We start from the raw sequence: 14774 nt of genomic DNA, 5'->3' as shown, positions 1-14774 counted from the left end.
GAGAACCGTAAGAACCGTAGGCCCATACGATCAGCGGCAGAGTGCGCCGCCCCCGGCGGCGCGCGCCCGTGTCCCCCGTTCGCGGTAACGTGGCGACCGATGAACGCCAAGCCCCCTGTCTCCGTGATCATGCCGGTCCTCAATGAGGAGCGGCATCTGCGCAACTCGGTCCGTCACATCCTCGAGCAGGAGTACGACGGCGAGATGGAGGTGGTGATCGCGCTCGGTCCGTCCACGGACCGTACGGACGAGATCGCCGCCGAGCTCGTCCGCGAGGACCCCCGGGTCCACACCGTCCCCAACCCCACCGGGCGCACGCCCGCGGCCCTCAACGCCGCGATCAAGGCCTCGCGTCATCCGATCGTGGTCCGGGTCGACGGTCACGGCATGCTCTCGCCCAACTACATCGCCACCGCGGTCCGCCTCCTGGAGGAGACCGGCGCGCAGAACGTCGGCGGGATCATGCACGCCGAGGGCGAGAACGCCTGGGAGGACGCGGTCGCGGCCGCCATGACCTCCAAGATCGGCGTCGGCAACGCCGCCTTCCACACCGGCGGCGCGGCGGGCCCCGCCGAGACCGTCTACCTGGGTGTCTTCCGCCGCGAGGCGCTGGAGCAACAGGGCGGATACAACGAGGAGTTCATCCGCGCCCAGGACTGGGAGCTGAACTTCCGCATCCGCGAGGCGGGCGGCCTGATCTGGTTCTCGCCCGAGCTGCGGGTCCAGTACCGCCCCCGGCCGAGCGTCCGCGCCCTGGCCAAGCAGTACAAGGACTACGGCCGTTGGCGCCATGTGGTCGCCCGCTACCACCAGGGCTCCATCAATCTGCGCTACCTCGCCCCGCCGGCCGCGGTCTGCGCGATCGCCGCGGGTGTCGTGGTCGGTGCGACGCTCACCCCGCTCGGCTTCGTCGTCCCCGCGGGCTACCTCGCCGCGATCACGGCGGGCTCGGTCCCGGCCGGCAAGGGCCTGCCGCTGAAGGCACGGCTGCAGATCCCGGTGGCGCTCGCCACGATGCACATGTCGTGGGGGTACGGCTTCCTGACCAGCCCCCGCTCCCTGGCGAAGAAGGTCATCGCGAGCCGCCGCCCGGCGGTCAAGGCCACGGTCTGAGAGCACCTGCAACGAGAAGAGGCCGCCCGGTGCGTCACGCACCGGGCGGCCTCCTTCATGCGCTGCCGGGTCAGTCCTTGCCGTTCCAGCGGTACGTCTCGTACACGGGCATGCACGCGCTCTCGTCGGCGCCGTTGCTCGCCTCGACGCTCGAAGGCAGGTCGCCCGCCACCGGCTTCGGCTTGGCGAAGGTGTCACCCGCGCGCCAGTCCGCGCCGATCACCACCGTCAGCGCCTCCGCCTTCGCGTCGGCCCGGACCGAGGTCGGCGGGATGCCGAGGGCCGTCGCCACGGAGAGCGCGTCGGCCTTGCCCTGCGCGCCGTCCTTCTGCGCGTACCGCACCACCGTGTCCTTGCGCGGCTCCGCGCTCTGCGAGGCCGACGTCTGGGTGAAGCCCTTGCCGCGCAGGACCTCCTTCAGCCGGGTCGCCCGGCCCTTGACGGACACCTCGCCGTCGCCGCCCGTGCCGTTGACGACCGTGACACCGAGGGTGTTCGGCGCGGCCGCGGCCGGTCCGGCCGGTGTGGACGGCGCCGTCGAGGGCTTGGCGTCGGCGGGCTTGCCGTTCTTGTCGAAGGCGACGTCCTCACGGAGCATCGCCCACAGCTTGTCGGCGTCCTTCTCGACCGGCACCAGCCTGTTCTTGTTCTGCGACCACTCGACGGCCGGCATCGTCATCATCGTGATGCGATTGGTCGGCACGTCCTTGAGCTCCATGGCCACGTCGAACAGGCCCTTGACCGTGCCGATCTCCTCGGAGACCTGGAGCGCCTTCGTACCGGCCTCGGCCAGATCCATCAGGCGCCCGGTGTCCGTCCACACGCTCTGCGACTTCAGCGTGCGGATCATCGAGTTCATGTACATGTGCTGGGCCTTGGAACGGCCCTGGTCGCTGTAGAAGGCGTGCCGGGTACGCAGCCACTTGAGCGCGTCCTCGCCCTTGATGATGTTGTCGCCCTTGGGGAGCTTCAGACCGGAGCCGCCCTTGACCTGCCGTGTGGGCCGGTCCCAGACGCCGTGCTCCACACAGACCTTGACGCCGCCGATGGCGTCAGCCATCGACACCACACCCGCAAAGTCGATCATCATCCAGTGGTCGACGTAGACGCCGGTGATGCTCTCCCAGGTGGTGAGCGTGCAGCCCGGACCGCCCCGCTGGAGGGACTCGTTGATGGGGGAGAACGACGACCGGTACGTCTCGCCCTTGTCGTCCTTGCACTCCGGGACCTGGACCATCGTGTCCCGCGGAATGCTGATGACGGAGGCGTTCTTCCGGTCCGCCGATATGTGCAGCAGCATCTGCACGTCCGCAAGCGGTTTCGCGTCCTTGAGGTCCCGGCCGCCGCCGAGAGCGACGTTCTCCGCCTTGGCGCGGCTGTCGGAGCCGATCAGGAGGATATTGAGGGCGGTGTTGCCGTTGGCGTTCGGCTTCTTCACACCGCTGTCGCCACCGGCCCGCCCGCCGCTGCGGATATTGCTGTTGAGGTGCTGGTAGTACAGATATCCGGCGCCGGCCGTGCCGAGTATCAGCAGCGAGAGGACGATCGCGATCCAGCGGAATATCCGGCGCTTGCCGCTGCGCGCACGACGGCGCGGATTGCCGCGGCGACGGCCCCTGCTGCGGCCACCGCCACCGGGACCGCGGTCACCGCCGCCCCCACTGCCGCCCCGCCCGGAGCGGCCACCGCCGCCCGATCCCTCGCGCGGCGACGGCACGTCCCCCTCGGCGCCTTCGGCGTAGAGACTGTCGTCCCAGCCGAGGTCGCGGGCGCGCGAGACACGTTTCCGTGTCCCCTCCCCGCGCACGCTGCTCTGTCCCACCCCTGGATCCCCCTGTCGCTCAGATGTGTTCCATGATCCGGCATCTCCGGATCACTTGGCGCACACCTGCTTGTCGGCTTCCACCTTCTGCACACCTTCCGGGGCCTTCGCCGGTCCCGTGAGGGGCACCCCCGCACCCTTGAAGTCCGCGCCGAGCGTCAGGGTCATCGCCTGCAGACCCTCTGCGTTCTCCTTGCCCGGCTTGAGCGCCGTGGCCGGCAGACCCATCATGTCCGCGAGCTTGCGGGCCTGGTCCGCCTGGTTCGGCGCGTACTCGAGCGTCGTCTTCGCCACCTTCGCCGGGGCGTTGCTCTTGTTCGTCGACCGCGTCACGCCCATGTCGTTCTGCAGCCAGTTGATCGTCGACTGGGCCGCGCCCCGGGTGTCGCTGCCGTTGTAGACGTCGACGCGGACGGCGGAGGCCGTCGACCGCGGCCCCGTGAGCAGCGCGGCCTGCGCGCTCGCCTGGGCGTTCTTGGCGTCCTGCTCCTTCTTCTTCACCTCGGTGAGCGAGGTGTCGGAGCGCATCATCGCGAACAGCGGCTCGGACTTGGGCTCGTCGAGGACGACGGTCGCCGGGATCTTCTCGGCCGGATTGTCTATCACCGGCACGGTCGCGAAGGTGATGTTCTTCGGGTCGATCTTGCCCAGCTCCTGGGCGAGACCCGTGAGCTTCTTGATGCTGCCTATCCCCGAGTCAACCGTGAGCGCCTTGGTGGCGGCGTCCGCGAGCCCGTACATCTTGGTGGGGCTGGTCAGCGTCTCGCTCGACTTCATCTGCCGGATCATCGAACTGAGGAACTGCTGCTGGATCTTGATCCGGTCGAGGTCGCTCTTGTTGCCGAAGCTGGAGCGGGTACGGACGAAGGCCAGCGCCTGCTCGCCCTGGATGACCGACTCACCGGCCGGCAGCTTCAGATGCGACTTCTTGTCGTCGACCGGCTTGGCCAGGCAGACCTTGACGCCGCCGACGGCGGTGGTCAGCTCCTTGACCGCGTTGAAGTCGGCCATCATGAAGTGGTCGACCTGAAGGCCGGTGAGCTCCTTGACCGTACGCATGGTGCAGCCCGGGTCCCGGCCGTTCTGGCCGAGCGAGACGTTGAACCGCTGGCCCCGCTGGCCGGGGATGATTTTGGTGGAGCCGTCCGGCTGCTTGGTGGGGCAGTCCGGGATGTCGGCGATCATGTCGCGGGGGATGGAGAGCGCGGTCGCGTTCGTCCGGTCCTTGGAGACATGGAAGAGGATCGTGGTGTCGGCGTGGCCGGGGCTGTTCTTGTCGCCGTAGCCGCCGTTGCCGTCGCCGGTCCGCTTGTCCGTACCGATCACGAGGATGTTGACGGGCTGGTCCTTCTTGAAACCGCCGCTGCCCGCACCCGCGATGTCGACGGTCTGGATGTTCCCGTCGAAGTGCTCGTAGAGGGCGTACACCCCGATGGCGCCGGCCACGAGCGCGAAGGCCGTGACCCCGCCGGTCCACAGGAGCACCTTCTTCTTACGGGACTTCTGCGGCTTGCGCTTGCGGCGGCCCGCGCCGGGCGGCGGACCGTCCGAGCCGCCGCCGGACGGGCGGCGCCTGCGCTGGCCGGGGACCTCGGCGCTCCTGCCGCGGGAGCCGGGGACGTCGGAGGTTCTGCCGCGGCCGGACGCCGTGGAGGCGCCCGCGCCGCGCGACCGGGAAGCGGGCGACTGCCCAGCGGAATGGTCCAGTCGCAGTTCGTAACTACCGGTCTGCGGGTTGAGCACCCACTGGTCGGCGGGGTCGATCTCCTCCGCCCGTCCACGGCTGTGCGCGTCCACGGTTGCTTGAGTCCTCCGTCGGTGCCACGCGAGGCGCCTCCCCCGTCAGGCGCTCGGTCTTTCGATCCTGGAGTGCGCGACCAGACGGTCGGCGCACCGGATCGCGTCACACTATCCGCCCAGTTCAGCGTGGGGCGACGTCCGTGACAAATTCCACGCCCCTTACAACCGGGCATACCGCCCAAACCTTATGGAAGGGCCACCCCGGCTTGGTCATCGCTTTACGCGCAGGTGCCTTCTGCCGCGTTCCGCCCGGAGAACGTGGGCGACGGAGTGGAGTTCCACGCGCTGGAGGAGTCGGGTCTGCGTTCGGCTCCGCCCTCCGGGTCGACCTCGACCGGTGTGTCCTCCCGCAGCCGCTTGAAGAGGTCGTTCGCGGCAGGTTGCACCAATTCGTCCCGGTTCGGATTCCATGCATATGGTTTCCTCGGAACAGTCAGAAACTGCACCTTTTCAGTCGGTACGCTGCGCATCGAGCGCGCCAGTTCGTACAGATCCCGCAGCGAGTCCAGGCCCGGGTCGGTGGTCAGCGCCTTCGTCGCCGCGTCCAGGACCGGATAGAGCTTGGTCGGATTGAGCAGCACGCCATTGCTCTGCACCTTGTTGACCAGGGCTCCGAGGAACTGCTGCTGGCGGTCCATCCGCTCGGTGTCACTGCCGTTGCCCAGCGTCTTCCGGGCCCGTACGAACCCCAGCGCCTGCTCCCCGCGGAGCGTCTGACGTCCGGCCGGCAGCTTCAGATGCGCGTCGGCGTCGTTGACCGGCTCCTTGAGGCAGACCTCCACCCCGTCCACGGCGTCGACCATCTTCTTGAAGCCGTGGAAGTCGACGATCATGTGGTGATCGATCCGGATCCCGGTCATCTTCTCGACCGTACGGATCGTGCACGCCGCCCCACCGAACCCGAAGGCCCAGTTGAACTGGGCCCATTGCTCACGCGTGCGGGTCCCGTCGGCCTTGCGGCAGCTGGGGACCGTCACCATCAGGTCGCGCGGGATCGACATGGCCGTCGCGCTGCCGCGGTCTGCGGCCAGATGCACCAGGATCGTCGTGTCGGAGCGCTGGCTGTCCCCGTCGCGGCCGTACTTGGTGTTGCCGCTGCCCGAGCGGGTGTCGGAGCCGATCATCAGGATGTTCTGGGCCCCCTTCGCCACGGACGTGGGGCGCTCCTTCTCGTACCGCTCCAGTTCGGCGGCGGCCGTGGTGTCCGTGGTGATGTTGCCGTCGAGCTTGCGGTAGAGCCACCAGCCGACACCGGCCGCCGCGAGCAGCACGAAGGAGGTCCCGAGCGCGGCCCAACGCAGCCAGTACCGCCTGCGGTTGGCGGAGTCGTTGGACTCGGTGCTGTCCGCTTCCGGTTCGGGGGGCGTGCCAGCACTGTCCGTCACGTTCGGGGTCCGTCCTTCAAGGCGTCTTCGGGTACGTACCGCCGATCATGTACCGGAGCCGACCCCTGGGTCCGGGGACTCGGCAGGCGATTGCGCCGGACGGGTGGACTTCGGGGCGGCCGCGAAGTGGTGACGGACCGTGGTGGGGGTCCCGGTCCGTGAACCGGCCCACGGTCCGGGAACCCGTGCCGACGCTCACGCCTCACGCTCGCGTGTCGGTGACCCGCTCGCTCTCGATCCGCTTCGCCAGACCCTCCGGCGACAGCTGGTCGAGGTTCCGGCACAGCACCACCGAGGCCCCCGAGGCGAGCGGTGCGTACAGCCCGGCCGACAGCCCTTCCCAGGTGTCGTACGGGAGCCCCGACAGCAGCCGCGCGCCGGGCTCGAGGCCCCACGCCGAGGCATCCGCCCGGGCCCGCTCGACGAGCTGGGCGGCCGTCAGCCCGGCGCCCTCCACCCGCAGCGCCGCCGCGTCCGGGTCGACCGGTGCGAACGGCGCGAAGCGGTCGCCCTGGCTGGGCACTTCCACGGCGTAGTCGGCGAACCCGGCCGGCGGGGCCGGGAAGCGCCCGCCCAGCGGCCGCAGCGCGAGCGCGACCCGCTCGCCGGAGCAGGCCCGCGCGGCCTCCAGCGTGTCCGGACCGCTGACGACGAGATCGGCCTCGGCCGGATCGCCGCCCACCTCCGCGGTCACCCCGACCGACGCACAGGCGAGCAGCCACACGGCCGTCTGCCAGTGCGCGGGCAGCAGCAGCGCGAGCCGGTCGCCGGGACCGGCGGCGAGGTCGCCCTGGAGGAGGTTGGCGGTCTTGGCCACCCAATTGGCGAAAGTGGCCACGGACAATTCGACGCGCTCACCGGTGGCATCGTCGTAAAAGGTGACCAAGGGGCGGGCAGGGTCCGCGGCGAGCGCGGATCGCAGCAGGTCGGCGGGGGTGCGGTCGCTGGCATTCACCCGCGCAACAGTACGCGGCGGGCCCGCCCGGTACCCGCCGTACCGGTGACCCCGTCCACCGGTCGGACCGACTCCCCGTCAGTTTCCTGGCGTCGTTCCGACGGGCGGAACAACTCCGGTCCGCACACGATCAGTCCATGCGTGCCTACCTTGCCTCCGCCATCGGGGTCGCGTGCACCGCCGCCCTCGCCGTTCCGTTCGCGTCGCCCGCCGTGGCGGCCCCGCCCGCCGTACCGGTCGAGGCGGACGTCGTCCCGGGCTCCACCCAGTCCCTCCCGCTCGCCCCGCTCGGCCCCCGGGCGTCCGACCGCGTCGCCGGTTCCGCACAGCAGGGCCTGCCCCCGAGCGACGTCCGCCCGTTCTCGCTCGTCGGCGTCGTCTGGGACGACGCCACCGCCGAACTGCACGGCACAGTCCAGGTCCGTACCCGCCCGAGCGGCAGCCGCACCTGGTCCGGCTGGCAGGACCTCGAGACCCACAACCACGAGCACGCCGCCGACCCCGGCACCGCCGAAGGCGCCTCGGAGACCGTCCGCGGCGCCACGGCCCCGCTCTGGGTCGGCGCCTCGGACGCCGTCGAGATCCGCGTGCAGTCGGACGGCACCGCCGCCCTCCCCGGCGGCCTGCGCCTCGAACTCGTCGACCCGGGACAGGACCCCGTGGACGCGGTGGCGGCGGGCCCGCGCGGCGTCGTGGGCGACGACGACGACCGGGCTCCGGCGACGGGCCCCATGACGGCGGAACAGGCCGCCTCGTCCGCGGTCAACGCCGACCTCGCCCCGCTGGGCGCCACCACCATCCCCGCCCTCAGCAAGGCGGAGACGGAGTCCCGGCTGGTCGGCTTCGCCCAGCCGTACATCGGCCCACGGCCGAAGATCGTCACCCGCAAGGGCTGGGGAGCCGACGAGAAGCTCCGCGAGAAGAACTTCGCCTACACCAACTCGGTGAAGGCCGCCTTCGTGCACCACACGGTCACAGGCAACAACTACACCTGCAAGCAGGTCCCCTCACTCCTGCGCAGTATCTACCGCTACCACGTGGTGAGCAGCGGCTGGCGTGACATCGGCTACAACTTCGCCGTCGACAAATGCGGAAATATCTACGAAGGGCGCGCGGGTGGCGTCTCCAAGCCGGTACAGGGCGCGCATACGCGCGGCTTCAACGCCAACAGCATGGGCGTCGCCGTCCTCGGCACCTTCACCGCCAAGGCCCCGCCCACCGCGGCGGTCAACGCCATCGCCCGCCTGACGGCCTGGAAGCTGGGCCTGTACGGAGTCAACCCGCGCGGTACGACGTATCTCACGTCCGGCGGGGGCAACTTGTACAAGAAGGGGACGAAGGTGAAGCTCAAGACCATCTCCGGACACCGGGACGGATTCGCCACCGAGTGCCCCGGAAAACGGCTCTACAGCAAGCTCGGTACCGCCCGCACCGCATCCGCGACCCTCCAGGGACGAACGTGAGCGCCATGTCACGGGGAAGCGGTCGGAGCATGTTCCTGACGGTCTGCATACACTGGCCGGTCACATCGGTCATACGACCGCACCACGACCGGCCCCAGCAGGAAGCAGAGACGACAAGGTGACAGAAGCGATCCTCCTGGTCGGTGGCAAGGGCACGCGGCTGCGCCCGCTGACGGTGAACACACCGAAGCCCATGGTCCACGCGGCGGGCGTCCCGTTCCTCACGCACCAGCTGGCCCGTGCCCGGGCGGCCGGCGTCGAGCACATCGTGCTCGCGACGTCGTATTTGGCCGAGGTCTTCGAACCGCACTTCGGTGACGGCTCGGCACTGGGGCTGCACCTCGAATACGTCACCGAGGAGGAGCCGCTGGGCACCGGCGGCGCCATCCGCAACGTGGCCTCCCGGCTCCACTCCGGCCCCGACGACCCCGTACTGATCTTCAACGGCGACATCCTCACCGGACTCGACATCCGCGCGCTGGTCGCCACCCACGAGTCGTCCGGCGCCGACGTCTCGCTCCACCTCACCCGGGTCGAGGACCCGCGGGCCTTCGGCCTGGTCCCCACGGATCCCACGGGCCGGGTCACCGCCTTCCTGGAGAAGCCGCAGACCCCCGAGGAGATCGTCACCGACCAGATCAACGCCGGCGCGTACGTCTTCCGCCGCTCGGTGATCGACACCATCCCGGCCGGGCGGCCGGTCTCCGTCGAGCGCGAGACCTTCCCCGACCTGCTGGCCGCGGGCGCGCACCTCCAGGGCATGGTCGACTCCACGTACTGGCTCGACCTGGGCACGCCCCAGGCGTTCGTACGCGGCTCCGCCGACCTCGTCCAGGGCCGGGCACCCTCCCCGGCCGTCCCGGGCCGCTGCGGCGACCGTCTGGTCCTGCCGACGGCCACGGTGGCCCCGGACGCCAAGCTGACGGGCGGCACGGTCGTCGGCGAGGGCGCGACGATCGAGGCCGGCGCCCGGGTCACGGGCAGCACGATCCTGACCGGCGCGACGATCGAGGCCGGCGCCGTCATCACCGACTCCCTCATCGGCGCGGGCGCCCGCGTCGGCGCCCGTACGACGGTCACAGGCGCGGTCATCGGCGACGGCGCCCACGTCGGCGCGGACAACGAACTCCGCGACGGCGTACGAGTCTGGTGCGACGCCACCCTCCCGGACGGCTCGTTGCGTTTCTCGTCGGACCAGTAGGGACTCGTTCGACCACCTGGGGGAGGGTGGGCACAAACCCCACGACGGGCGGCGCCCTTGCTTGGACCGCCCCTGCCTGCACCTCCGCGGGCAGGGGTAAGCACCGTTACTCTCATTACGTGTCCGGCCGCTTCGCTCCCCGCCCCCCCACCCCCGGTGGCCCCGTCCGCATACCCGCCGCCAGGACCGCCCCCGCCCCCACCCCCTCCCGCACCCGCCGCTACACGCCCCCCGCCCCCCTCAACCTCGGCCTCACCCTCGGCCCCCTCCGCCGCGGCCCCGGCGACCCCACCTTCCAGACCACCGACGGCTCCGTGTGGCGCGCCTGCCGTACGCCCGAGGGCCCCGGCACGCTCCGTACCACCGCCTTCGCCGCCGAGGGCGAGGTCCACGCCGAAGCCTGGGGCCCCGGCGCCGACTGGCTGCTGGCTCAGCTGCCCGTCCTGCTCGGCGCGGAGGACGACCCGGACGCCTTCACCCCCCGCCACCGCCTCCTCGCCGCCACCCACCGCCGCTGCCCCGGCCTGCGGCTGGGCCGCACGGGACTGGTCCTGGAGTCGCTGATCCCCACGATCCTGGAGCAGAAGGTCACGACGGACGAGGCCTACCGCGCCTGGCGGCTGCTCGTACGCCGGTACGGCGAGCCCGCGCCCGGGCCGAACCCCCGGCTCCACGTCATGCCCGACCCCCGCACTTGGGCGATGATCCCGTCCTGGGAGTGGCACCGCGCCGGAGTCGACAACAAGCGCGCCTCGACGGTCCTGCGCGTGGTCAGGGTCGCCCGCCGGATGGAGGAGGCGGCCGCCATGGCGCCCGAGCAGGCGCAGGAACGCCTGGAGCTGATCCCCGGGATCGGCCCGTGGAGCTCCGCCGAAACCGTTCAGCGCAGCCACGGAGCCCCCGACGCCGTCTCCGTCGGCGACTACCACCTGCCGAGCATCGTCGGCTACGCCCTCGCGGGCGACCGAGACGCCGACGACGCGGCGATGCTGGAACTCCTTGAGCCGTACGCGGGCCAGCGCCACCGCGCCGCCCGCCTCATCCTCCTCAGCGGCCGCACCCCGCCGCGCCGCGCGCCCAGGATGACCCCGGGCAACATCGCCGCCCTCTGAGCCACGCCCAGGGGCTCAGCGCACGGGGGCTCACCGCACGGTGATGAAGTCCCCGGCCTCCCGAGCCGGCCGCTCCTTCGCCGGAGCCGCGGGCCGCCCGACGGCGACCGCGCCCATCGGGTCCCAGTGCGCCGGCAGGTCCAGCACGTCCCGTACGACGTCCCGGCAGAACATCGTCGAGGACACCCACGCCGACCCCAGCCGCTCCGCGGCCAGCGCGACCAGGAAGTTCTGCACCCCGGCACCCGCCGCCACGACGAACATCTCCCGCTCGGCGCCGTCCCGGCGCGGGTCGCCGTAGTGATGGGCGCCGTCCGTCACCAGGCACGGCACCACCAGATAGGGCGCCCTGCGCAGCACCTCACCGCGCCGCACCCGCTTGGCGATCGACTCCTCGGACTTGCCGTCCCGGCGCAGATCGGCGATCCACGCCTCCTTCATCGCGTCCAGCAGCCGCACCCGCGACTCCTCGGACTCCAGCAGCACGAACCGCCACGGCGTGGTGTGGTGCGGCGCGGGCGCGGTGAGGGCAGCCGCCACGGCCCGCCGGACGGCGCCGCCGTCGACGGGGTCGTCGGTGAACTCACGGACCGTACGCCGCTGCGTGACCGCTTCCCGGACCGCCTCGGAGGTCCCGAGGCGGAACATGTCGTCGTCGGCCACGCGGACCATCGCCCGCGCCCCGTCCTCGCCGCCCACCAGATGCGGCAGCCCGCGCACGACGGCGACCGGCAGTCCGGCCGCCTTGCCCTTCACCAGGTCCCCCGCGGCGGCCAGCTCGTCGGCGGTGGCGACGACGGTCGCGCTGAGCGGGTTGCCGAACGCGTCCCGACCGCCGCGCAGATCGTCCAGGACCCGTACGCCCGCCGCGCCGATCGCCACATCGGTCAGGCCGTTGCGCCAGGGCCGCCCGAAGGTGTCCGTGACGACGACGCCGACGTCGACACCGAGGGTGTCCCGCAGCCCCGTACGGATCGCCCGGGCCGAGGCGTCCGGGTCCTCGGGCAGCAACAGCACCGTCCCGGCCGGGGTGTTGGAGGCGTCCACCCCGGCCGCGGCCATGACCAGACCCTGCCGGTTCTCCACGATCCGCAGCGCGCCGCGGCGCGCCACGACCCGTACGGTCTCGGCGTCGATCGCCGCCTCGCGGTCGTCCGCGGCGACGATCCGCCCCTCCGCCTTGCTGACGATCTTGGAGGTGACCAGGACGACGTCACCGTCGACGAGCCCCGGCTCGGTGCCCGCGATGAGCTTGGCCAGATCGTCACCGGCCCGGACCTCGGGCAGCCCGCCCAGGGCCCAGACCCGGTACGAGGGCGCCACCGCGACGCCCGTACCCCCGTCCGTGCCGACGCTCACGCCCGGACCTCCTCCGCGAGGGCCAGCGCCGCACGGGCCATCTCCGCCGTCGCGTCCAGGTCCGTCATCATCAGCGGCACGGCCCGGCAGCGGATCCCCGCCGCCTCGACCCGCTCCACCGTGCCCGCGTCGACCGTGTCGACGAGCCAGCCGTCCAGCAGCCCCGAGCCGTAGTGCTCGGCGACCGCCGCCGCCGTGGCTTCCACGCCCACCGCCGCCAGCACCTTGTCGGCCATGCCGCGCACCGGCGCGTCCCCGACGATGGGGGAGAGGCCGACGACCGGCACTCCGGCGGCGGCGACGGCCTCCCGGATGCCGGGCACGGCGAGGATCGTGCCGATGCTGACCACCGGGTTGGACGGCGGGAAGAGGATGAGGTCGGCCTCGGCGATCGCCTCCAGGACCCCGGGCGCCGGCTTGGCCTGCTCGGCGCCGACCGGCACGACGGCGTGCGCGTCGACGGAGGCCCGCAGCCTGACCCAGTACTCCTGGAAGTGCACGGCCTTGCGCTCGCCGTCGACGTCGATCGCGACATGGGTCTCGACCCGGTCGTCCGACATCGGCAGCAGCCGCACGCCCGGCTGCCAGCGTGCGCACAGCGCCTCGGTGACGGCGCTCAGCGGATAGCCGGCGCCGAGCATCTGCGTACGGACGATGTGCGTGGCGAAGTCCCGGTCGCCGAGCCCGAACCACTCGGGTCCGACGCCGTAGGCCGCGAGCTCCTCCTTCACGTGGAAGCTCTCGTCCGTGCGGCCCCAGCCCTGCTCCTCGTTGATGCCACCGCCGAGGGTGTACATCACCGTGTCGAGGTCGGGGCAGACCTTGAGTCCGAACAGATGGATGTCGTCACCGGTGTTGCCGATGACCGTGATGTCGGCGTCGGGGGCGGCCTGCTTGAGGCCACGCAGGAATCGGGCACCACCGATGCCGCCGGCCAGAACCACAATGCGCATGCACAGCAGTCTGTCAGGCGGGTACGACACCTCGGGCCGCCGGGGCGCACCGCGCGTGGTGCGTGGGCGGGTGCATCGGCATCTCGGTCAGGCCCGGGTAGTAGATGTGCAGACTGACGGCCGGTTCGAGCGAGTCGTTGACCACTTCGTGGACGTAGCCGGGCGCGAAGACCCGCTGCGCGCCGTCGCCGAGCCGGCGGTGCGCTCGTTCCGTACGTTCCGTCAGCTCGCCCTGGAGCATGGTGAGTACGCCGGAGGAGGCGCCGTGGTCGTGCAGTCCGCTGCGCTGGCCCGGCACCCAGGAGAGCAGCCAGATCTCGTAGCCGGGGCCGGTGCGCAGCCGGTGGTACCACCGGGTGGTGGCGTCGTACCGGACGAGCGGCTCCCACTGCGCGCGGTCGGCGGCGATGGAGCGGGCGAGTCCGACGAAGTCGGCCACGGTGGCGGGGTGCTGCTTGGCCGGCTGGAGGAGGTGCTGGACCTCGAGAAGGTCGCCGGCGATCTGAAGGTCGCTGTCGCTGTTCATGGGTGCGGTGGTTCCTCGGCAGAAACGAAGTAGTGCTGGGGTGTCGCAAGGGGGCGCGCGGGGTACGCGCGGGCGATGCAGTGATGCACGGGAATCGAAACGCTGGAGCGCTACGGCTTCATCGGCCGTGTGTGCGCATCAACAGCTGGAACAGCAACAGCAACAGCGGTCCTGGACAGCGCGGCGGAACCCACGGGCGTGGGTCGCGGAGGGCGCTGAGGTCGCTGGCATGGAATCAAAGGTGGCGGGCCCGGTACCCGACTGTCAACTCAATGCCCGGTTTGGCGGAAATGTTTCACCTCATCCGGTTACTGGGAGCGAAGAAAGGTTTGCTCAGGGTGGAGGCCGGAGACATGGCGCAGCAACCGCGCTCGCAAACCTCCGGCTTCCGCCGGGAGTGTCGTGGGGCGGCCATGATCACGCTCCGTGATCGCGGGCCGTGACCGTACTGTGATCCGAGTCGCTTCCCCGGCTCGATCGCAACAAGATCGCGAGCTCCGTCGTCCTCCCTTGTAGGGGCCTGTCGTGAGCCCTGTGAGGGGGTGCGGGAAGGAGCCGGTGGCATGTGTCGCGATTTTGGTGATTTGAACACTTTCCGCCTAGCTTTGGTTCCGCAGAGTGAATACCGGGTCCAATAGCAGATCTCGGCTTGACTCGCGCGGAGCTACGAACTTGTAATTTCACTCGTGTCGTTCAGCCGAAATCGGTGGCGGCAACATCACGGGGACGCAAAGACAGACGAGGGGCGCACATGACCGAGTTGTTCCAGGAACTGCTGGTCGAGGACGCGGACGAGGAACTCGGCTGGCAGGAGCGCGCACTCTGCGCCCAGACCGATCCCGAGTCCTTCTTCCCCGAGAAGGGCGGATCCACCCGAGAGGCAAAGAAGGTCTGTCTCGCCTGTGAAGTCCGTTCGGAATGCCTCGAGTACGCCCTGCAGAACGACGAGCGATTCGGAATCTGGGGCGGCCTGTCCGAACGTGAACGCCGCCGCCTGAAGAAGGCCGCTGTCTGATCGCCATCTGATCGCCGCCCGACCCACGCGCGATCAAAACGCACACATCTGACACATCTGTACGCAAGGA

General features: G+C 70.7%; 12 protein-coding genes. 5 read left to right on the top strand and 7 right to left on the bottom strand.

Going from position 1 to position 14774, the window contains the following annotated elements:
- Window positions 1–99 precede the first annotated feature (99 nt).
- The gene (locus tag ACZ7LT_RS22925) at window positions 100–1113 is read left to right on the top strand and encodes a glycosyltransferase family 2 protein (RefSeq protein WP_471237937.1); all 1014 of its coding nucleotides are present in this window, start codon (window positions 100–102) and stop codon (window positions 1111–1113) included.
- 70 nt (window positions 1114–1183) lie between these two features.
- On the opposite strand, the gene ACZ7LT_RS22920 is transcribed toward ACZ7LT_RS22925, so the two are convergent.
- The 4 genes from ACZ7LT_RS22920 to ACZ7LT_RS22905 form a co-directional block, all read right to left on the bottom strand.
- Window positions 1184–2935 carry an LCP family protein gene (locus ACZ7LT_RS22920; protein WP_471237936.1) on the bottom strand — a complete coding sequence of 584 codons (1752 nt, stop codon included), beginning with the start codon at window positions 2933–2935 and terminating at the stop codon, window positions 1184–1186.
- A 51-nt stretch (window positions 2936–2986) separates the two neighbouring features.
- On the bottom strand, window positions 2987–4732 hold the full coding sequence (locus tag ACZ7LT_RS22915) for an LCP family protein (protein WP_471237935.1): 1746 nt from the start codon (window positions 4730–4732) through the stop codon (window positions 2987–2989).
- Between the two features lie 221 nt (window positions 4733–4953).
- On the bottom strand, window positions 4954–6120 hold the full coding sequence (locus tag ACZ7LT_RS22910; protein WP_471237934.1) for an LCP family protein: 1167 nt from the start codon (window positions 6118–6120) through the stop codon (window positions 4954–4956).
- 202 nt (window positions 6121–6322) lie between these two features.
- On the bottom strand, window positions 6323–7075 hold the full coding sequence (locus ACZ7LT_RS22905; RefSeq protein ID WP_471237933.1) for a TIGR03089 family protein: 753 nt from the start codon (window positions 7073–7075) through the stop codon (window positions 6323–6325).
- A 137-nt stretch (window positions 7076–7212) separates the two neighbouring features.
- Here ACZ7LT_RS22905 and ACZ7LT_RS22900 point away from each other — a divergent pair, with 137 nt between their 5' ends.
- The 3 genes from ACZ7LT_RS22900 (at window position 7213) to ACZ7LT_RS22890 (ending at window position 10851) form a co-directional block, all read left to right on the top strand.
- Window positions 7213–8538, top strand: coding sequence for a peptidoglycan recognition protein family protein (locus tag ACZ7LT_RS22900; RefSeq protein ID WP_471237932.1), 1326 nt, complete (start codon window positions 7213–7215; stop codon window positions 8536–8538).
- A 118-nt stretch (window positions 8539–8656) separates the two neighbouring features.
- Window positions 8657–9739, top strand: a complete 1083-nt coding sequence (gene manB, locus ACZ7LT_RS22895; RefSeq protein WP_471237931.1) for a mannose-1-phosphate guanylyltransferase — start codon at window positions 8657–8659, stop codon at window positions 9737–9739.
- A gap of 119 nt (window positions 9740–9858) precedes the next feature.
- Window positions 9859–10851: a DNA-3-methyladenine glycosylase family protein gene (locus ACZ7LT_RS22890; protein WP_471237930.1), complete on the top strand. Its 993-nt coding sequence runs from the start codon at window positions 9859–9861 to the stop codon at window positions 10849–10851.
- Window positions 10852–10881: 30 nt separating this feature from the next.
- Here the strand turns inward: ACZ7LT_RS22890 and ACZ7LT_RS22885 are convergent, their stop codons facing one another.
- The 3 genes from ACZ7LT_RS22885 to ACZ7LT_RS22875 are packed head-to-tail and all read right to left on the bottom strand — an operon-like array spanning window position 10882 to window position 13689.
- Window positions 10882–12210 (bottom strand): coenzyme F420-0:L-glutamate ligase, encoded by a 1329-nt coding sequence (locus tag ACZ7LT_RS22885; RefSeq protein WP_471237929.1) that lies wholly within the window; start codon window positions 12208–12210, stop codon window positions 10882–10884.
- Window positions 12207–13163: a 2-phospho-L-lactate transferase gene (gene cofD, locus ACZ7LT_RS22880; protein WP_471237928.1), complete on the bottom strand. Its 957-nt coding sequence runs from the start codon at window positions 13161–13163 to the stop codon at window positions 12207–12209. The genes ACZ7LT_RS22885 and cofD overlap by 4 nt, the downstream gene beginning before the upstream one ends.
- A 13-nt stretch (window positions 13164–13176) precedes the next feature.
- Window positions 13177–13689, bottom strand: a complete 513-nt coding sequence (locus tag ACZ7LT_RS22875; RefSeq protein WP_471237927.1) for a cysteine dioxygenase — start codon at window positions 13687–13689, stop codon at window positions 13177–13179.
- A 751-nt stretch (window positions 13690–14440) separates the two neighbouring features.
- Here ACZ7LT_RS22875 and ACZ7LT_RS22870 point away from each other — a divergent pair.
- Window positions 14441–14704 (top strand): WhiB family transcriptional regulator, encoded by a 264-nt coding sequence (locus ACZ7LT_RS22870; RefSeq protein WP_015033978.1) that lies wholly within the window; start codon window positions 14441–14443, stop codon window positions 14702–14704.
- The last annotated feature ends 70 nt before the right edge of the window (window positions 14705–14774 follow it).

This window comes from Streptomyces sp. NPDC039465 (assembly GCF_055639315.1).
The sequence above is the reverse complement of the archived record's forward strand: the minus strand, read 5'-3'. Positions and strand labels throughout refer to the sequence as shown.

Coding starts and splice junctions, on each gene's coding strand:
- ACZ7LT_RS22925 (WP_471237937.1), top strand. CDS start 100: ATGAACGCCAAGCCCCCTGTCTCCGTGATCATGCCGGTCCTCAATGAG.
- ACZ7LT_RS22900 (WP_471237932.1), top strand. CDS start 7,213: ATGCGTGCCTACCTTGCCTCCGCCATCGGGGTCGCGTGCACCGCCGCC.
- cofD (WP_471237928.1), bottom strand. CDS start 13,163: ATGCGCATTGTGGTTCTGGCCGGCGGCATCGGTGGTGCCCGATTCCTG.
- ACZ7LT_RS22875 (WP_471237927.1), bottom strand. CDS start 13,689: ATGAACAGCGACAGCGACCTTCAGATCGCCGGCGACCTTCTCGAGGTC.
- ACZ7LT_RS22870 (WP_015033978.1), top strand. CDS start 14,441: ATGACCGAGTTGTTCCAGGAACTGCTGGTCGAGGACGCGGACGAGGAA.